General features: G+C 34.2%; 19 protein-coding genes. 14 read left to right on the top strand and 5 right to left on the bottom strand.

What is annotated here, in order from left to right:
- Positions 1 to 73 precede the first annotated feature (73 nt).
- On the top strand, positions 74 to 1,426 hold the full coding sequence (locus tag LDK52_RS13015) for a TrkH family potassium uptake protein (RefSeq protein ID WP_277586386.1): 1,353 nt from the start codon (positions 74 to 76) through the stop codon (positions 1,424 to 1,426).
- Between the two features lie 53 nt (positions 1,427 to 1,479).
- Here LDK52_RS13015 and LDK52_RS13010 read toward each other — a convergent pair whose 3' ends face one another.
- Positions 1,480 to 3,237 (bottom strand): B12-binding domain-containing radical SAM protein, encoded by a 1,758-nt coding sequence (locus LDK52_RS13010; protein ID WP_277586385.1) that lies wholly within the window; start codon positions 3,235 to 3,237, stop codon positions 1,480 to 1,482.
- Between the two features lie 182 nt (positions 3,238 to 3,419).
- Between LDK52_RS13010 and LDK52_RS13005 the strand changes: the two genes are divergently transcribed.
- Complete coding sequence (locus tag LDK52_RS13005) at positions 3,420 to 4,475, top strand: ATP-binding protein (RefSeq protein WP_277586384.1); 1,056 nt, start codon at positions 3,420 to 3,422, stop codon at positions 4,473 to 4,475.
- An 81-nt stretch (positions 4,476 to 4,556) separates the two neighbouring features.
- A complete protein-coding gene (locus LDK52_RS13000; protein ID WP_277586383.1) occupies positions 4,557 to 5,003 on the top strand; it encodes a MarR family winged helix-turn-helix transcriptional regulator in 447 nt (148 codons plus the stop codon).
- Between the two features lie 120 nt (positions 5,004 to 5,123).
- Here LDK52_RS13000 and LDK52_RS12995 read toward each other — a convergent pair whose 3' ends face one another.
- From LDK52_RS12995 to LDK52_RS12985, 3 genes are all read right to left on the bottom strand, one after another.
- The gene (locus LDK52_RS12995) at positions 5,124 to 5,747 is read right to left on the bottom strand and encodes a hypothetical protein (RefSeq protein WP_277586382.1); all 624 of its coding nucleotides are present in this window, start codon (positions 5,745 to 5,747) and stop codon (positions 5,124 to 5,126) included.
- Positions 5,748 to 5,795: 48 nt separating this feature from the next.
- Positions 5,796 to 6,407 carry a CPBP family intramembrane glutamic endopeptidase gene (locus tag LDK52_RS12990; protein ID WP_277586381.1) on the bottom strand — a complete coding sequence of 204 codons (612 nt, stop codon included), beginning with the start codon at positions 6,405 to 6,407 and terminating at the stop codon, positions 5,796 to 5,798.
- A 62-nt stretch (positions 6,408 to 6,469) separates the two neighbouring features.
- Positions 6,470 to 6,658: a YkvS family protein gene (locus LDK52_RS12985; protein ID WP_277586380.1), complete on the bottom strand. Its 189-nt coding sequence runs from the start codon at positions 6,656 to 6,658 to the stop codon at positions 6,470 to 6,472.
- A gap of 124 nt (positions 6,659 to 6,782) precedes the next feature.
- On the opposite strand from LDK52_RS12985, the gene LDK52_RS12980 reads away from it, so the two are divergent.
- From LDK52_RS12980 to LDK52_RS12945, 8 genes are all read left to right on the top strand, one after another.
- Positions 6,783 to 6,974, top strand: a complete 192-nt coding sequence (locus LDK52_RS12980; RefSeq protein ID WP_277586379.1) for an abortive phage infection protein — start codon at positions 6,783 to 6,785, stop codon at positions 6,972 to 6,974.
- 95 nt (positions 6,975 to 7,069) lie between these two features.
- Positions 7,070 to 7,243: an aspartyl-phosphate phosphatase Spo0E family protein gene (locus tag LDK52_RS12975; RefSeq protein ID WP_277586378.1), complete on the top strand. Its 174-nt coding sequence runs from the start codon at positions 7,070 to 7,072 to the stop codon at positions 7,241 to 7,243.
- Between the two features lie 29 nt (positions 7,244 to 7,272).
- The gene (locus tag LDK52_RS12970) at positions 7,273 to 8,202 is read left to right on the top strand and encodes an AAA family ATPase (protein WP_277586423.1); all 930 of its coding nucleotides are present in this window, start codon (positions 7,273 to 7,275) and stop codon (positions 8,200 to 8,202) included.
- Positions 8,199 to 9,359 carry a DUF58 domain-containing protein gene (locus LDK52_RS12965; RefSeq protein WP_277586377.1) on the top strand — a complete coding sequence of 387 codons (1,161 nt, stop codon included), beginning with the start codon at positions 8,199 to 8,201 and terminating at the stop codon, positions 9,357 to 9,359. Before LDK52_RS12970 ends, LDK52_RS12965 begins: the two co-directional genes overlap by 4 nt.
- On the top strand, positions 9,352 to 10,602 hold the full coding sequence (locus tag LDK52_RS12960; RefSeq protein WP_277586376.1) for a hypothetical protein: 1,251 nt from the start codon (positions 9,352 to 9,354) through the stop codon (positions 10,600 to 10,602). Before LDK52_RS12965 ends, LDK52_RS12960 begins: the two co-directional genes overlap by 8 nt.
- A 139-nt stretch (positions 10,603 to 10,741) precedes the next feature.
- A complete protein-coding gene (locus LDK52_RS12955; RefSeq protein ID WP_277586375.1) occupies positions 10,742 to 11,611 on the top strand; it encodes an NAD(P)-dependent oxidoreductase in 870 nt (289 codons plus the stop codon).
- 68 nt (positions 11,612 to 11,679) lie between these two features.
- Positions 11,680 to 12,585, top strand: coding sequence for a chemotaxis protein (locus LDK52_RS12950; protein ID WP_277586374.1), 906 nt, complete (start codon positions 11,680 to 11,682; stop codon positions 12,583 to 12,585).
- Between the two features lie 57 nt (positions 12,586 to 12,642).
- Positions 12,643 to 13,599, top strand: a complete 957-nt coding sequence (locus LDK52_RS12945; protein WP_277586373.1) for a bile acid:sodium symporter family protein — start codon at positions 12,643 to 12,645, stop codon at positions 13,597 to 13,599.
- 138 nt (positions 13,600 to 13,737) lie between these two features.
- On the opposite strand, the gene LDK52_RS12940 is transcribed toward LDK52_RS12945, so the two are convergent.
- Positions 13,738 to 14,202 (bottom strand): YkyB family protein, encoded by a 465-nt coding sequence (locus LDK52_RS12940; protein ID WP_277586372.1) that lies wholly within the window; start codon positions 14,200 to 14,202, stop codon positions 13,738 to 13,740.
- A 191-nt stretch (positions 14,203 to 14,393) separates the two neighbouring features.
- Here LDK52_RS12940 and LDK52_RS12935 point away from each other — a divergent pair, with 191 nt between their 5' ends.
- From LDK52_RS12935 to cbpB, 3 genes are all read left to right on the top strand, one after another.
- Positions 14,394 to 16,433, top strand: a complete 2,040-nt coding sequence (locus LDK52_RS12935) for a GGDEF domain-containing phosphodiesterase (RefSeq protein WP_277586371.1) — start codon at positions 14,394 to 14,396, stop codon at positions 16,431 to 16,433.
- Positions 16,434 to 16,522: 89 nt separating this feature from the next.
- The gene (gene fadH, locus LDK52_RS12930; protein WP_277586370.1) at positions 16,523 to 17,290 is read left to right on the top strand and encodes a 2,4-dienoyl-CoA reductase; all 768 of its coding nucleotides are present in this window, start codon (positions 16,523 to 16,525) and stop codon (positions 17,288 to 17,290) included.
- A gap of 101 nt (positions 17,291 to 17,391) precedes the next feature.
- Positions 17,392 to 17,832, top strand: a complete 441-nt coding sequence (gene cbpB / locus LDK52_RS12925; RefSeq protein WP_277586369.1) for a cyclic-di-AMP-binding protein CbpB — start codon at positions 17,392 to 17,394, stop codon at positions 17,830 to 17,832.
- Positions 17,833 to 18,107: the final 275 nt, after the last annotated feature.

Here is an 18,107-nt window from a genome sequence, read left to right as displayed (position 1 = left end):
AAACTATCTTTTTACGTTTTTTTTTTTTACAATGAGATAATGATTACTCAGAATGCTGAAAGGAAAAAAATGAATGAAGAAGCCACAACTAAAAAAGAAATTGAAATTTATACCAGCTCAAGTAATTGTCACTTATTATTTCATTGCAATCGCTATTTCTGTTATTCTTCTACGTCTGCCAGGAGTGCATAAACCAGGAGTTGAAGTGGCTTTCATTGATAGTTTGTTCACTGCCGTGAGTGCCGTTTCCGTTACTGGTTTAACCGCAGTTAATATTTCAGAAACATACAGTGTTTTTGGCTATTTCATGCTTATCCTAATTCTACAACTTGGTGGAATTGGAATTATGTCGTTAGGGACATTTATTTGGTTGATCGCAGGGAAGAAAATTGGTTTACGTGAAAGACAGTTAATAATGATTGATCATAACCAACCAAATTTATCTGGTGTTGTTCATCTGATCAAAGAGATTGTTAAAATTCTTCTACTTATTCAAATTATCGGTGCGCTACTATTAACTCTACATTTTACACAGTATTTTGATACTGTAAAACAAGCAGCAATGCATGGGGTATTCACGTCAGTATCCGCAACAACTAATGCAGGATTTGATATTACCGGGCAATCATTACTTGCTTACCACAATGACTACTTTGTGCAAACGGTAACAAGTATATTGATTGTTTTTGGAGCAATAGGTTTTCCAGTTTTAATCGAGGTAAAGGAATTTTTGTCGAACAAAAACAAAAATTTTCGTTTTTCTTTATTTACTAAGTTAACGACCATTACATATGGAGCACTTCTTATTTTTGGCACAGTTATGATTTTTTTATTAGAAATGTTTCATTCCTTTAAGGGTATGCCATGGCACGAGAAGCTTTTTACCGCATATTTTCATTCGGTATCTACCCGTTCAGCAGGGTTAACGACTATGGATATCACTCTATTTAGTGAGGGTACCAATTTTTTAATGAGTGTTCTAATGTTTATAGGAGCTTCCCCAAGTTCTGTCGGGGGTGGAATTCGTACTACGACTTTTGCTATTGCACTCCTTTTTCTAATCCATTTTTCAAGAGGAAAAGATAATATTCAAATTTTTAATCGTGAAGTTCACTTAATAGATGTCTATCGTTCTTATGCTGTCATTATTCTGGCATTAGTGATGGTTTTCACTGCTACCCTATTACTTTCCGCTACGGAGCCTGGTGTACCAATTTCCTCTTTAGTATTTGAAATTGCATCTGCTTTTGGAACATGTGGAATGAGTCTTGGAATTACAGAGGATTTGTCGAATGTAGGAAAAACAGTAATTATGATTCTGATGTTCATCGGGCGAGTAGGATTAATCTCCTTCCTTTTTACATTAGGTGGCAAGCATAAAAAAACAAAATATCGTTTCCCAAAAGAGCGAGTAATTATTGGGTAATATGAAAAGCCGAGCAATGAAATTATTGCCCGGCTTTTTAAATTTATATTAAACTAAATTTGAGTTGCGGTTGTTTCTTGAACAAAAGATAAATGAGGAGTTTTCATTTTACCAAATGTAGTTAACAAATATCCTTCTTTTTGCTCAATAGATCCTTGCAAAAATGCATCTACATCAATAGAAATTGGTGTGATAAATGTTTGTTTATATAATTCTCGCTCATTCAACTGTAATGCAGTAAATGATTCTCCAGCTAGACTTGGATCTGCTACTAATAATTTATACATTTTAGATTGTTCTTCTTTACTAAGGTCATTATTCCACCAAGCCTTACGAGGTTGGAACTTTTGTTTTGATAAATAATCTAGTTTCATGACACTTCTAATTATAGGCATTGAAATATTATCAAGTCCTTCTAAAAACGCATAAAGTCTAGTATATAAATCCTCTAATTGGTGGCCGATTCTAGACCAGTTGCGCTCTTCCCAGAATGTGCCGAACTGTTGGAAGAAATCGAAAGGAGTTTCAAATACATATTCGAATAAATACTCCAATGTGCGATCCATCCGATGTGCATTCCAATATTTCTCTAAAACATCTTCTACTTGTTTAATACGTAAAATATCATCAAAATTCAACACATTATTAGAGAATATCTCATATGGAGCTTGATCTACATAAACGTAACCATATTTTTTAGCTTCCACTCGCAGACCAGTTCCACGAAGTAATTTTAAAAATCCTAACTGAAGTTCCTCAGGACGCATCTCAAATACCTCATTAAATGTATTTCTAAAAGAAGCATAATCTTCTTCAGGGAGACCCGCGATTAAATCTAGATGTTGGGCAATCTTTCCACCATTTTTAACCATAGTTACCGTTCGTTTTAGTTTTTCAAAGTTTTGGCGACGTTGAACAAGCTCATTTGTTAAGTCATTCGTAGATTGAACGCCTATTTCAAAGCGGAATAGTCCAGCCGGAGCGTTTTCGTTTAGAAATTGAATAACTTCAGGTCGCATTATATCTGCTGTTATTTCAAATTGAAAAACTACACCGGGATGATGCTCATCAATTAGAAATTGGAACATTTCCATGGCATAACTTCGGCTAATATTAAATGTTCGGTCCACAAATTTGAAGATTTTAGCACCATTCTCCATCAAAAAACGAATATCCTCTTTTACTTTATCTCGATTAAAATAACGTACGCCAACTTCTATAGAAGATAAGCAAAACTGACAAGAAAATGGGCATCCTCTACTTGTTTCCACATAGACGATACGTTTCGATAAATCTGGGATATCCTCTTCAAAACGGAAAGGGGATGGGGATAATCTTAAATCGAGTTTTGGCGGTAGCGGATTTAGTATAAATTTGTCATCTCGTACATAAGCTAAACCAGGGACAGCTTTTATGATCGTTTGTTTATCAGATAAAAAGTCTAGTAAATCTTTAAACACTTGTTCCCCTTCACCAACGACCACATAATCTATTTCTTTTACTTGTCGTAACCAAACATTTGTATCATAGGAAACTTCTGGACCTCCTAAAACGACAACAACAGATGGGTCGACAGTTTTTAACATTTTAATCACTTTTATCGTTTCTTCAATGTTCCAAATATAGCAGCTAAAACCAACAACATTAGGCTTTTTTTGATAAAGATCTGCAACAATATTAAAAGTTGGATCTTTTATTGTGTATTCTACTATTAAAGGGTGATAATCAGGTTCTGCATAGGCTTTTAAACAGCGTAAAGCTAAATTAGTGTGGATAAACTTTGCATTCAGGGTGGTTAAAATTATATTCATTGTTCAAAGCTCCTTTATAAGTACCTCTATTGTACCAATCATTAATCTTGTCGACAATATAGGTCATAAGTATCGTGTAAATATTCCCTTTTTGTGGAATAATCAGAATAAACTAATAATCTCATTTTCCCCATATTTATAACTTTATGTAAGTAATTTTAGAAAGAGTGGTGTAGTATTTCTTGTTAACAAAATACGAATACAAGGAAAAGTTTGATCATATATTTCAGCTTTTTTCTAGTGGACTTATATTTATCGATGACAAGGGAATAATATTAGATTTAAATTCTTATGCTGAAAAAATACTACAAATACAAAAAATTGATTTCATCGGCAAAAATGGCGATCATCTATGGAGTATGTTAAATAATACCGTGGAAGTTAAAAAAAGATTAATAGAAAAACTGATCAACGAAGACTATTTGGATACTCATGTTGAATTGAACACTTTAGAACGCGAATATAAATATATTCATGTTCTAATTTCTAAACAAAGGGAAAGTGGTTTGTATTTGGTCGAAATAACAGATGAAACAGAAAAAGTTTATATGAAGAAAAGACTTGATCAATCTGAATCACTGCGTACATTAGGACAACTGGCTGCAGGAATAGCCCATGAAATTCGAAACCCAATGACGTCATTGAAAGGGTTTACTCAATTATTAAACCAAAATGCGACGGAAGATGCAAAGCGATACTTAAATGTAATAACGGACGAAATTAATAAAATGGAAGATATACTCACGCAATTTTTACATCTCTCTAAACCAAGTAAGTCCCAATTTGTTTTCCTAAATATAGAAGATATAGTATTTGAAGTTGTAAATTTTATGGCTCCTCAAGCACTACTAAAATCTATTAAACTAGTAGTTACTAGTAGCATAGACAAGGGGTGCCAAGTCTACGGAGACAGTCAATTATTGAAGCAGGTATTTATTAATGCTATTAAAAATGGGATCGAGGCTATGCCAAATGGTGGAAATATCGATATTAAAATTTCAAGTATACGTGGAAGCTTTGTTAGTATTTCTATAAGTGACCAAGGATGTGGGATTGAGGATGAGCATATCAAAAAAATATTTCAACCTTTTTTCACTACAAAATCAACTGGGACAGGTCTTGGATTATCACATGTTTATAAAGTTATAGAAGAACATGGTGGAAATATAGAAGTAAGAAGTATAGTAGGTAAAGGTACTACTTTTGAGTTTATCCTGCCTTGCCAATATAGTTTATAAAGTCTTAGTTTTTTGACAATACAATCCATGAACCTATATAATAGTGGGTAATGTATTTTATATAGGTGAGGATGGCGTAATATGACAATTGAACAACCAAACAGTGCATTAAAACTATTTATAGTATTATCACGTGCCCATAAAGTAATTCATGAATGCACCAATCAATTTTTTCAGGAAAATGGCTTAAATCCAACGGAATTTGCTGTGTTAGAGCTTTTATATCATAAAGGTAAACAACCACTTCAGCAAATTGGTAACAAAATTTTATTGGCAAGCGGTTCTATCACGTATGTTGTGGATAAACTAGAGGGACGAGGCTATGTTAATCGAGTATCAAGTCCAACGGATAGACGTGTGACATATGCAGAAATAACTGCAGAAGGCACAAAGTTTATGGATGAGTTATTTCCACGCCATGAGGAGCAATTGGTCAAACTCATGGATGCATTATCGGAAGACGAAAAACTAGAAGTAATTGAGCTTATAAAAAAATTAGGTCTATCTATTAAAAATCTATCATATTAATAAATGAAACTTCGGCCTTGCAATGGGATCGAAGTTTTTTTGTCATAACTTGTAGTATGAAAATTTGTGTGAAAAAAGCGATAGAAAGTGAATATCTCACATTCTATCGCTGGACTTTATTTATTTTGCTCTAATTGTTTCTGCCATCTGTACAAATGTTTCGAGAGCAGGAGAATCAGTTGTGTCAAATACAGTTAGTTTAACAATTAGACCTTCTCGATTAAATACATAACCTGACACTTTACCTTCAGGAGTATCAATTTGATGCGCGGAAGTATTTGTTATAGTTTCATGTGTTGGAATTAGATTTTCATCTTTAATTTCTGTAACAGTTGAAGATTCATTAGATGCCTGTAAAGTAGGAACTAAATTTTCTTGTATCTCTTCAATAGTTACTTCATCTGCTGAGAAAGTTTCGATGCGCATGGACTGTAAATCGTTGTCTAGATTGAACAACATATCTTTATTTGGTTCTTCACCAGTTAACTCAAAGCCTTCCACAACAGTGATGGAATAGTTTTGACTGTCACTATCCGTTGAGGTTCCTTCCAATTGTTTATCAGGTGAAGTAGACTGGGTTGTATCAGCCTCATCTTCTGTTTCTTCCGGCGATGTTGTTTGTTCTGTACTTTCACTTACTGTTCCTTGGGTACTATCTGGTTCCTCAGTCGTTGTGCTTGTACCACAAGCTGCAAGAAGAACGGTTAGTACGAGAATTGAAAGCAATGTATAAATTTTTTTCATCCTTTTTCAGCTCCTTTTTTATATTGACGAAAAGGGTTATCATTTGTTTCAAGTGAAAGGTAATACTAAAAACAATAGAATTAGCAAAGTAATATGTGCAAGTACTATTGCAGTAATACTACGTTTCCACTCATACAGTATACCAAAGATGATCCCAACGAAAAATCCTCCTAATATACCTATCCAAAAACCAGTGAAAATGAACGACAGTCCAAATAGCAGTGAGCTCAAAATAACAGCAAATTTTGGTTGCATATAATTTTTCAATTGTTGTTGGATTAATCCTCTCCAAAAAACTTCTTCTCCAGGAGCAATGATGAATAGGAGCAATAAGTAATGCCAAATGGCTGTTGGACCATACACGCTTAAAAATTTATCGATACTGTTTGTCAAATAAGCTGGTCCCATGTCCATTAAGAGATAAGCCCCAAACATACCCGCATAAGCAATCACCCCAAACATAATCCCAAGTAAACTTAAGCGAATTGAATTGTTGTCTTCTTCTTTTTTGGAAAAATAGAAATAAGCTGCCATCAGGAAAAATACAGAGAAAGTATAAAAGTACCAAAATACTTTTTCGTTTGAAAAAGTAATCCAGGATAAACAAAAGGCGAGAATTAATGGAAGTACTAGCTGATATATTGGTGGTTGACGAAACATACTACACATCCTTTTCATATTTAAAAAAACCCTCCCTCTATTTGAGAGGAACGGCATGACGTTTAATCTTCATTACTATATAATATTTTATAACGCTTGTGATTGACAACTGTTTTCTCTTCTGTCTCTAGTTCGTTAAAGTTTTCCATGTAAGTTAAGTTTACGATCACCGAGTTTTCATTGACTTTTTCTACAATGCCTTGAAGACCATCTTTGAATTCAATAATATTCCCAACTTCAGCTATTTTCATAGAGTGTCCCATCCCCTTAAGAACATAATATAATACAGTTTGCCTTAAAATAAAGAGTACGTAAAGTATTTTCGCTAATCTTCTAGAAAAAAATTTAATTTAAAAATGAAAGGAATGAACATACATGCAACAATCATTTGAAGAAAAACTTAATATGCTAAAAAATGGCGATATTAAAGACGTAGTCATAGAAAAAAATGACTTTATCGATTTTAGAGAAGTGTTAGTTCAACGAGAAGATTTTAAACATTTTTCTGGAAATGCAAAACAAGGTGGACAAATAGTATATACCTATTTAAATATTGCTAGAAGTTGAGAATGTCATTAATTGTCGTACACTTTAAGGTTTAGCAAACAAATTCAAAAGGTATACTGAGTAATAATGAAGGTTTTTTAAAGGAGTGATTCAGTATGTCAGAGAAAAGATTAAACCGATTAGAGGCTACAAGAGAAAAAATGTATAAATCAGCACTAGAAAAAGGTGTTTTAAGCTATGATACGATTAAATTGAGTGAAGAGTTAGATCAGTTATTAAATGATTTTCAATATATAGATGCAGATGAGGAAAAAAACAAAATAGAGTGATAACAAGGGGAGAGAATTCATTGAGTAATATGTCATTATTACAACAAGAACTGAATAAAGCCATTGTTGGAAGAGAAAAAGAAATAAACTTTATGTTAATGGGGTTATTAGTGCAGGGTCATGTACTATTAGAAAGTGTCCCGGGATCCGGTAAAACAATGATGGCTAAGGCATTTGCAGAAGCTATTCAAGGTGAATTTAAGCGTTTGCAATTTACACCGGACGTATTGCCTTCAGATGTTACCGGCATAAGTTATTTTCACCCGCAAAAACAAGAATTCGTTCTTCGCGTAGGACCAGTAATGAGTAATATATTACTTGCCGATGAGATCAATCGTGCAACCCCACGAACCCAGTCCAGCTTGCTAGAAGCAATGGAAGAAAAACAGGTCACCATAGATGGAGAAACGATTCCTCTGTTAAGTCCTTTCATGGTTATTGCTACACAAAACCCAGTAGAATCGCAACAAGGTACATTTCCTTTGCCGGCAGCTCAATTAGATCGTTTTATATTTAAATTGACAATAGGATATCCTTCTCAGGAAGAGGAAAAAAGTATTCTACAGCAATTTGGCCGGACGCCAGGAAAAGTTATTATCGATAAAATGGTTTCATTGCAACAGATTGAAGAGTGGACGGAGCAAGTGAAAGAAGTAACAGTCCATGAAGATATTATGACGTATATCATTCAAATTGTGCATTATACAAGAAATCATCCATACATAGAACTAGGTTTAAGTAGCCGAGCTTCTCTCGCTATGCTACAAGCTGCAAAGGCATATGCTTTTGTGAACAATAGAACTTTCGTGACACCAGATGATGTGAAAATGGTTTTGGAACCAGTATGTCTTCATCGAATGAAGTTATCATCTCAAGGAATGCTTATTCACAATCTATCTGATATTTTAAAAGCAATAGTAGAAGAGGTGGAAGCACCTGTTGAGGCCAGTGCACGATGAATTGGAATCGGCATGGTTCAGGTATGAGGAACGCTAAATTTTACATAGATCTCCTCGTTTTTGCTCTCATTCTCAGTTTTCTTTTTAAACAATTTGTTTTAGTTGCAGTTGTTTCATTTTTATTATTAGTTGGCCTAGTGCAAATAATTTATTATCGTAATGTAGGGAAAAAATTTGAATTTGTGAATGATAAAAAAAGAATACGCTTAATGACGAATACTTCCTCCGACTTTACATTGACTTTCCACAACAAAGGTCTGCCAATTTGGAACGCTGTATTAACCGTATCTTTTCAAACGAATATAGAGCCAAATGGAATTCCTAATACAACAGTGGGGGACTTTCACGAAGTTAAAATCCCTTTTTCTATTGGCTATAATAAAAGTGTCTCCTTAAAGATTCCTATTAAAGGTGTTAGCAGAGGACTTGCCAAGATCAAGCAACTCGAAATCCAAATACCACATCCTTTAACAGATGGATCCATATTATTGGAATTTAAACCATATATCCTTATCGATGCGATTGTATTTCCTAATATATATACTATTAAGGACAATATTGCGCCATCAAAATTGAAGCAAGGAGATTTAGTTTTGAATTCCTCTTTGTTTGATGATCCTTTCTTTCCTATAGGTACTAGGGAATATGAACCTGGAGATCAGTTTCATCATATACATTGGAAGGCTAGTGCAAAGACTCAGCAGTTACAGACAAAGGTATTTACCCGTGTGGCAAATGTGTCGGTTCTATTTGTCGTTAATGTAGGTGACAAGTTTAGTGTTCTTGCTGATTTTGAAGAAAAATTAGAGTGGCTTGCTTCATACGTGGATGCTTGCTACAAGGAAGATATCCCTTTTTCATTTGCTATAAATATCCGTACGACAGGAAAAGTGCCCTTTGTATATCTCCCATTAGGTAGTGGGGATTCCCATCGTATACAGGCAATGGAACTACTTTCCGTCCTATCGATTGCTCATAGTATTATTCCTTTTGATAAATTACTAGCATACTTAGATTTGCATGAGGAGCTACCAGTTGCAACATATGTAATGACGAATAATGCCCATAAGGATACACCATTGCTCCGTCAATGGGAGCAGCGAACAAATGTATTTTATAAGTCGTCTGCGGACGTAGGGGGCATCTCTTATGGTTAATATGAGTATGAGTAACCCCATAAAAGTTCAAGCACAGTCATTGGAGAAATACATGCAAGACATATGGTTTGTTGCGCTACTTTTAGTTATTTTTCAGCATGAAACGGTTTTTGTCTTACCTTTTTTATGGATTATACTTCAACTGATCATAGCAATCTGCATGCAAATAATAATGAGTAGAACAGGACCAAATTCAGTTATTCCGTTTATAGTTCCTACTAGTGTTTTACTAATCTTATTTTTGTATAATAGTCCTCTTTGGTTGTTTGTACTAGGTGCAGGCATATCTATATGGCGTATACAAGTACGGTTTAATAAAATACAAGATGATCAAACAGTTGAAAGCAACTATAATCTGAATTTCTTTTTACTATTTTTAGTTGTTCATTTAATATGTTTTATGCTTGGAATAGAGAACTATATATTCCCACTTTACTGCATAGTCATTTTAGGAATAGTGTTGCCTGTCGCTATGAGGTTGTATGCTGTTTGGATGAGTACGAATAAACAAAACTCCGCTTCCATGCCTCAGGTGATAGGTGGATTTTCCCTAGGATTGCTTTCTGTTATAGGCTTATCTACTGCCATTTATTTTTTGAGTCCGTTTATAAGAAAAGGATTAGGTTTTCTTTTGGGAAAGGTAACGAGTATCGCAATAATCCCATTTATTCCATTATTAGAATACTTAGATAAATTATTAGATAGGTTAGAAATTAAAGTGCCGGAGGAAAGTGAACGTATCCAGTCGGAAGAGCAAACGGAGCTAGAGCCAACTGAAATGGTTTCGGAAAGTTTTGGTAATGGTTTTCCTTTTGAAATTTTCTTCATGGCACTAGCAGTTATTGTGGTCATAGTTTTTGTTCGATTTTTATTGAAAAGTAAACCAGATACATTAGAGGCAGAGCCTAGTGTTATTCATTATTTAAATAAAGAGTTAGAGGATGATCAGGAAGAGAAACAAAGGAATGGTCAGCTTTCACTGTATAAAGTTGATACATCACTATTAAGAGAGCGGTACAAAGAATTTGAAGAAGAGGCCGCTTTGTTTTCTTTTGAGCGGACTAAAAGTGAAACAGTTCGTGAATGGTTCCTACGGATGGAATGGGCAGTGAAGGATGAGTTCATTCAAATTTATGAGGAAGTAAGATATGGTGGTTTAACTATATCCTCGGATAAGGCCGAATTTTTTCTGTCAACTCTAAAAAATATAAAAACAAAATTTTTCTTTGAAAAAGATGTTTAAAAAATAGTGAGCGGGGCATAATAATAAAGAACACAGCAACATTCTCATTTCCCCCTTTTTAAGGACCATCCAAAAGTTATATGGATGGTCCTCTTTTTTTGGTACACTAAATGTATTAAATATAAATGGAGGATTAACTATGTCAAAACAATTGAAGATTGGATTTATCGGTACAGGTGTAATGGGGAAAAGTTTGGTGAAGCATTTATTAAACGCTCATCATGAGGTAACAATTTATACAAGAACGAAAGAGAAGGCAGCTGATCTTGTAAAAGAAGGAGCGATAATGGCCGCTTCTCCTAGCGAAGTTGCACAAAAAGTAGAAGTTTTGTTTACAATGGTTGGTTATCCTCAGGATGTAGAAGAAGTGTATTTTGGAGATAATGGTATTTTTCAAATAGACAAACGTAATTTAGTGGTAATAGATATGACAACGTCTACTCCAACCTTAGCAAAGAAAATAGATGAAAAAGCAAAAGAGAAGGGAATACTGTCATTAGATGCCCCTGTTTCTGGAGGAGATATTGGTGCACAACTAGGGAAGCTTTCTATCATGTGTGGTGGAGAAAAGTCGACGTTTGACCAAGCCCTTCCCATATTAAATCTCTTTGGTGAAACGATTTTATATCAAGGAACAGCTGGTGCTGGGCAGCATACTAAAATGTGTAACCAAATTACTATTGCAACAGGCATGATAGGGGTTTGTGAGTCGTTAGCTTATGGAAGGAAGGCCGGCTTGGATTTAGATCAGGTTTTGCGTTCTATTTCAACAGGAGCAGCAGGTTCATGGTCACTTAGCAATTTGGCTCCTAGAATGATAGCAGGAAATAATGAACCAGGCTTTTTTATAAAGCATTTCGTGAAAGACATGAGAATTGCTTTGGAAGAGGCAGAAAAGATGGGTCTTTCATTGCCTGGTTTAACACTTGCAAAATCTTTGTATGAGGACTTAATGAATGATGGTTACGGTGAAAATGGTACACAAGCCTTAATTAAACTCTATTTATAATATAGTAATTATTTACTAGTGCATGTTATAATAACTGTATTAATAATTATGAAGGTAGGCGAATCATCATGAACAATCATAAAGGTATATTACTCGAAAGTGGCACAAACGAATTGGAAATTGTAGAATTTCAAATTGGACAAAATAAGTTTGGTATAAATGTGATAAAGGTTAAAGAAATAATCCAGCCTATTGCCATTACATTTATCCCACATGCACATCCACATGTGGAAGGGATTGTTCAACTTCGTGGTGAGGTTTTACCCGTAATAAGCATGAATAGAGTGTTAGGTATTCCTGTCCAAAATAAATGTGAGCAAGAAAAGTTTATCGTAGCAGAGTTCAACAAACAACGTGTCGTATTCCATGTGGATAATGTCACGCAAATTCATCGTATTTCATGGGATCAAATTGAAAAACCATCAGAAATCTACCAAGGCAGCGCATCACATGTTATTGGGGTTATTAAAAGACAGGAAGAAATGATTCTATTAATAGATTTCGAGAAAATTATTGTCGATATTAATCCAGAATCAGGTATTAGTGTGGAGTCCGTGAAAAAGCTTGGAAAACGGGAGCGTTCAGACAAAAAAATTGTGATAGCAGAGGATTCACCCTTACTCCGTAAACTGTTACATGACACTTTGACGGAAGCAGGTTACGCAAACTTAGAGTTTTTTGAGAACGGGTTAGATGCGATTAACTATTTAGAACAACTAACAAAAGTGACGAGTGATATTACAGAACATGTGCAAATTGTTGTAACTGATATTGAAATGCCTCAAATGGATGGCCATGCTCTAACTAAAAAGATAAAAGCGGATAGTAAATTATCAAAGCTACCTGTACTTATATTCTCTAGTTTAATTACGGATGATCTTCGTCACAAAGGAGATAAAGTCGGAGCAGAGGATCAAATTAGTAAACCAGAAATAGCAGAACTTGTCCTGAAGATCGACAAGTTTATATTATAATCTTTGTTTAAAATGTTCTAGTATGAGCAAACATCATTTAGAAGGCAGGGCGTTCCTTTGCTACTAAATTTCAATTTCTTTATTCAAAAATGGATGGCTGTTTTAACTCCTTTAAGCTTAGTTCTAGGAGTACTTTTTGAAGATGTGGGTGGACATCTATTATTCTTAGTTCCATGGCTATTTGCGATTATGACTTTTTCTAGTAGTCTGAGTATGAAGCTTAACGATATAAAGGTTTTTAACACATACCATAAAACAATTTTAGTAAGTATCGCATTTTTACATATTTTGATGCCTATTTGGGCATATTGGCTTTCTAAAATTGTTTTTGATGATCATTTGTTAACGATTGGATTTGTTATTTCTGTTGCAGTTCCAACTGGAGTAACAAGTGTCATTTGGGTTAATATGTGTAAAGGACATTTACCACTTAGCTTGTCTATTGTATTAATTGATACATTATTATCTCCAATAATTATGCCGTATTTATTGCATTTAATTGTGGGTGAAAGTATTTCTATTAATACATCAGCAATTGTCATAGATTTACTATGGATGATAGTTCTGCCTTCTATTCTAGGGATTGTACTTAATGAAGTTTCTAGAGGTGCTATCCAAAGCACCTTAGGAAAACACTTAGCACCGCTGTCAAAATTATGTCTTTTTGCAGTCATTATGATTAATAGTAGTGCTGTTGCACCCTATCTAAAAGATGTTAATTGGGAACTAATCGTTGTAATAATCTTTGTACTCATTCTATCTATTTCCGGCTATACTTTTGCTATGCTACTTGGTCGATTTATCTGGAAGGATACTAGTATTCTAACTACATTTGTTTTCATTGGTGGAATGAGAAACATTGCAGTTGGGGTTGTTGTTGCAACCACTTATTTTCCTGCAAAAGTTGCAATGCCTGTAGTCTTCGGAATGTTATTCCAGCAAGTACTTGCTTCATTATTTAGTAAACTGATCCAAAAAATTCAGTTTAAAAATGATGTTCTATTGGAAAAATGATTCTGTAATCTAGACGGAAAAGGAAATATCTACCTTGATAGAAGAGTTTGCAAAATACATTATATATTATTTTCTATGCAAAAAAACTAACAGGAAGAATAATTTCTTCCTGTTAGTTTCAATTCGATTATAAACTTCTCATCGATCTAAATAGGATTTCATTGTACTTTTCTTTCTTTGCTCACTCATGTAAGACTTAGTGCAAACAACAGGTTTCTTCGAGGACTTTTTCACAATAGGTTGAGGACCGATATATTCGGTAAGTAACTGCTTAGCTATCTTTAAATTCATCTTTCGAATTGGGTTTCGATAGGAATCATCTAGATGTCCAAGATGCGGGAGGTTCTTAAAATCTTCTTTTACCGGAATCATATGAAAATAATAGTCGGCGTACTGGATCAAGACAGAGGATTGTTGTTGACTATGTTTAGGATTTCGAACAAAATGAAGTCCAACTTTCTTCGCTTTGTTTTCAGTTAAAAGTTTATCAATTGTTAACTTTTTTAACTCATATAGTGGCTTGTTATCTAGTGCTGTTTTCGCATGACGGTTTACTGTATAGATTGCTGTTGCTATGTTTTTTTCATCTAATATAACTGACATATAATCTCCCTTCTAAAGCACTCCAATAAGTATATCATACCAATTTTACAGGTAATTGTGTACACAAATCCGAAAAATTATACAAATAAATATATATGGAAGACATTTCTAAAGAAAGTAGTCAATAAACCGATAAATAAAGTAAAGTTATATATATTAAAGTACTTTTAATGGAATCATTGGAGGATCAAATGCATAATTCATCAAATATAAGATTAGCTATCAGTGATTATTTAATAAATATCATCAAGGAAAATCCTTCAATCCCAACATATTTGCTTAAAAAAGATGAACAAAATGGATTTTCTCTTATTTACGTAAATGATGCTGCTTCTTTTATCTTTCAACCGGTTGAACAAAGCTTACTGGAAGATGTATTGAACCAAATACTAGCATTATTGGTGAGCAATCAAAGGTACGAGTTCCATCAAAATATTTCTTTTACCATACAAAATAAATTATATATATATGATGTTGCTATTATTTTGCTAGAAGATGGAATAGAAACTATTTATGGGGTAACGATGTACGATAGGACGAATGACGAAAAAGAAAAAAATGTATTAAAGGGATATAAAGACAAATATCTTTCTTTATTTAATAATAATTTGGATCCTATTATTTCAATTTGTGAGAATGGAAATATCCTTGATATAAATATTATGACATCCAAAATGTTAGGGTATGATCCAAAGGTTTTATTAGGTCAACCAATCGAACAACTTATTGAAGAAAACTCGATGAGAAATTTTCAATTGATGATGAAGCAAACATTGTCTGGCTATGCTACAGAAATGCAAACATGTTTAATACTGCATGTAAAAGGCCATTATTTACCTATGTATTTAAAAGCAATGCCTTTGGAAACAAATAGTAATGTAAGTGGTTTGCATTTGGTTCTTCGAGATATTGCGGAAGTGTCAGATGACCAAGAACAATTGTATTATCTTGCTTATCATGATCATCTAACTGGCTTATGGAATAGACGGGCCTTGAAGGAACATTTACGGGATACTTTAATGAATGCGGTACAAGATAGTGAAATATCTATAGTTCGAATTGATTTAGATCGATTTAAATTGATAAATGAGTCACTTGGCTATAATTATGGAGACGAGCTATTAAAAAAAATTGCGGATAGACTTGGATTGTACATCGATAAATCAAATAACTTATATCGACAAAGTGGAGACGAATTTGTTTTTATCATTAATGGTAAATCTAGAGATGAGACCAGTGAATTTGCAGAGAATATTTTAATAGAACTTTCTAAGCCTCTATATTTAGATCATCAAGAATATTTTGTTACGGCTTCGATCGGTATTTCCATGTTTCCATACGATGGGAAAAAAATGGATGAGTTACTTATAAAAGCAGATCAAGCATTATTTGTAGCAAAAGACAGAGGAAGAGCCCATTATCGTTATTACCAAGAACATATGAATCTAGCCTTTCCAAATGATGCCTTAATGGAATCGCATTTACGAAGAGCGATTGAAAAAGAAGAGTTTTCTATTCATTATCAGCCGCAAGTTAATCTTGTAACAGGTGAAATAAATTCATTTGAAGCGTTACTTCGATGGAATAATAGAAAATTTGGTTATGTATCACCTATGAATTTCATACCAATTGCTGAAGAGTCCGGGATGATCATGCAAATAGGAGATTGGGTACTAGAAGAGGTTTGTAAACAGTTGAAGTATTGGCAAGAAAAAGGGTATAGACCAGTAAGAATCGCAGTAAACATATCCCCAAAACAGTTTATCCAAGACAACTTTGCTAGGAAGATACACGGAAAAATACAAAAGTATGAGATCAGTCCGAGTTCATTAGAAGTGGAGATCACGGAGAGTGCTATGACCGATATGCAGGATACGTTTACTACGTTAAAAGAACTAAAGGATATAGGAGTGATTATTTCCATTGATGATTTTGGAACTGGCTATTCTTCCCTAAGCTATTTAAAGAAATATCCTATCGATATTATTAAAATAGACCAATCTTTTATAAAAGACATGGAATTAGATGATAAAAATGCAGCTATTGCTACAACGATTATCCAACTTGCCCACAGCTTAGGTATGGAAGTTATTGCCGAAGGAGTGGAAAAGGACAGACAAGTAGAAATACTTAAATCCGCTAATTGTCAAAAAGCTCAGGGCTACTTGTTCAGTAAACCTGTTCCAATTGAACGTATCAACGAATCTTATATGCAGCATGAAAATCCGTAAATTCATTATTAAGAATTTACGGTTTTTTTTCATTTTGTATGATAAAATATTGAGTGAATGTTCATTCAATTAAAAAGGGGTGTTTGATTATGCTGAAAGAAAAAACGATAATTATTACAGGTGGTTCAAATGGGATGGGGAAGTACATGGCGATGAAGTTTGTAGCAGAAGGTGCTAATGTAGTCATCACTGGACGTGACTTAGAAAAACTAGAGAGCGCTAAAAAAGAAATTGAAGCATATGGTAATACTATATCGTACTTTCAAATGGATGTTCGTAAACCAGAACATGTAGAAGCGATGATTCAGTTTGCAGACAAAACATATGGTCATATTGATGGTTTAGTTAATAATGCAGCAGGTAATTTTATAGTAGAAGCAGAAAAACTTTCTCCTAATGGGTGGAAAGCAGTAATTGATATCGTTCTAAATGGTTCTTTTTATTGTTCAAGTGCTATTGGAAATTATTGGATTAGTAAAGGGAGTAAGGGTTCTATTTTAAATATGCTTGCCACTTACGCATGGGGAGCAGGAGCTGGAGTAGTACATTCAGCTGCCGCAAAAGCTGGTGTTATGTCCCTAACAAGAACATTAGCAGTTGAGTGGGGGACTAAATATGGAATTCGAGTAAATGGAATTGCACCAGGTCCTATCGAACGTACTGGAGGAGCAGGAAAACTGTGGGAATCAGAAGAAGCTGCGAGACGAACACTTCAATCTGTTCCTCTTGGAAGGCTTGGAAAACCAGAAGAAATTGCAGATCTAGCCACATTTATATTGTCGGACAAAGCTTCATATATGAATGGTGAAATAGTAACGTTAGATGGTGGGCAATGGTTAAATGCTAATCCTTTCTAAAAAAAGTAAGCGATTACATGGGTTTTTTATTCCTTAAATATGCTATGATAGTTACATAGGGTGTTTACTTATGATAGAAGCAAACAAAGGAGTAGGATGCAATGATAACCGTGAGCAGCAAAGATTTTTTACAAATTCCAATTTTGGATTTCATTATTTCTGCGGAAAAGGTTGCGCATGTACAATTAGGAAATAACGCAGAACATGCTTTACTTGTACTTACAAAAACTGGGTATTCTTCTATTCCAGTATTGGATATAAAATATAGACTTCAGGGCTTAATAAGTTCTCAACAAATTACAGATGAAATTTTAGGATTAGAACATATTGAATACGAACGTTTACCAAATTTAAAAGTGGACGATATTATGCAAACAGATGTTGCTGTTATTCATGTCAATGAAAAATTTCAAAAAGGGTTAGATTTATTAGTAAATAATCCTTATGTTTGTGTAGTAGACGATGAGCGAACTTTTTTAGGGATATTAACTAGAAGAGTCATTTTGAAACAAATGAAAAAGTACCTTTATCAAGCACAATAAAATATTTTTAATGTATGGAAGGCCAATCTTAGATGGCCTTCTTTTTTAAAAGATAAGAAAGTATATAAAATGTACCGTGTACACTAGATTCATGGGACTTGAAAGAATGAATAATACTACTGATTTGCGTTTCAGGTGGAGTACAAAGGCTAAGAGCGCCACCTCTCAAAGGGAAGGCAATCTAAGTTCGCCGCGTCCTGCGGCAACGTTTGCCCGCACGATGCGGGTCAGGCAGCCGTTGCGAAATGTTTTTTTATTTTGCGACGAGCTTTGCG

Origin of the sequence: Psychrobacillus antarcticus, assembly GCF_029533155.1 — a bacterium.
Classification (GTDB): Bacteria; Bacillota; Bacilli; order Bacillales_A; family Planococcaceae; genus Psychrobacillus; species Psychrobacillus antarcticus.
This window is presented reverse-complemented; position numbering and strand designations above follow the sequence as displayed.

What these genes read in the sequence shown, in the direction of transcription:
- LDK52_RS13015 (WP_277586386.1), top strand. Translation starts at nt 74, where the DNA reads ATGAAGAAGCCACAACTAAAAAAGAAATTGAAATTTATACCAGCTCAA.
- LDK52_RS13010 (WP_277586385.1), bottom strand. Translation starts at nt 3,237, where the DNA reads ATGAATATAATTTTAACCACCCTGAATGCAAAGTTTATCCACACTAAT.
- LDK52_RS13000 (WP_277586383.1), top strand. Translation starts at nt 4,557, where the DNA reads ATGACAATTGAACAACCAAACAGTGCATTAAAACTATTTATAGTATTA.
- LDK52_RS12995 (WP_277586382.1), bottom strand. Translation starts at nt 5,747, where the DNA reads ATGAAAAAAATTTATACATTGCTTTCAATTCTCGTACTAACCGTTCTT.
- LDK52_RS12990 (WP_277586381.1), bottom strand. Translation starts at nt 6,407, where the DNA reads ATGTTTCGTCAACCACCAATATATCAGCTAGTACTTCCATTAATTCTC.
- LDK52_RS12985 (WP_277586380.1), bottom strand. Translation starts at nt 6,658, where the DNA reads ATGAAAATAGCTGAAGTTGGGAATATTATTGAATTCAAAGATGGTCTT.
- LDK52_RS12980 (WP_277586379.1), top strand. Translation starts at nt 6,783, where the DNA reads ATGCAACAATCATTTGAAGAAAAACTTAATATGCTAAAAAATGGCGAT.
- LDK52_RS12975 (WP_277586378.1), top strand. Translation starts at nt 7,070, where the DNA reads ATGTCAGAGAAAAGATTAAACCGATTAGAGGCTACAAGAGAAAAAATG.
- LDK52_RS12970 (WP_277586423.1), top strand. Translation starts at nt 7,273, where the DNA reads ATGTCATTATTACAACAAGAACTGAATAAAGCCATTGTTGGAAGAGAA.
- LDK52_RS12965 (WP_277586377.1), top strand. Translation starts at nt 8,199, where the DNA reads ATGAATTGGAATCGGCATGGTTCAGGTATGAGGAACGCTAAATTTTAC.
- LDK52_RS12960 (WP_277586376.1), top strand. Translation starts at nt 9,352, where the DNA reads ATGGTTAATATGAGTATGAGTAACCCCATAAAAGTTCAAGCACAGTCA.
- LDK52_RS12955 (WP_277586375.1), top strand. Translation starts at nt 10,742, where the DNA reads ATGTCAAAACAATTGAAGATTGGATTTATCGGTACAGGTGTAATGGGG.
- LDK52_RS12950 (WP_277586374.1), top strand. Translation starts at nt 11,680, where the DNA reads ATGAACAATCATAAAGGTATATTACTCGAAAGTGGCACAAACGAATTG.
- LDK52_RS12940 (WP_277586372.1), bottom strand. Translation starts at nt 14,202, where the DNA reads ATGTCAGTTATATTAGATGAAAAAAACATAGCAACAGCAATCTATACA.
- LDK52_RS12935 (WP_277586371.1), top strand. Translation starts at nt 14,394, where the DNA reads ATGCATAATTCATCAAATATAAGATTAGCTATCAGTGATTATTTAATA.
- fadH (WP_277586370.1), top strand. Translation starts at nt 16,523, where the DNA reads ATGCTGAAAGAAAAAACGATAATTATTACAGGTGGTTCAAATGGGATG.
- cbpB (WP_277586369.1), top strand. Translation starts at nt 17,392, where the DNA reads ATGATAACCGTGAGCAGCAAAGATTTTTTACAAATTCCAATTTTGGAT.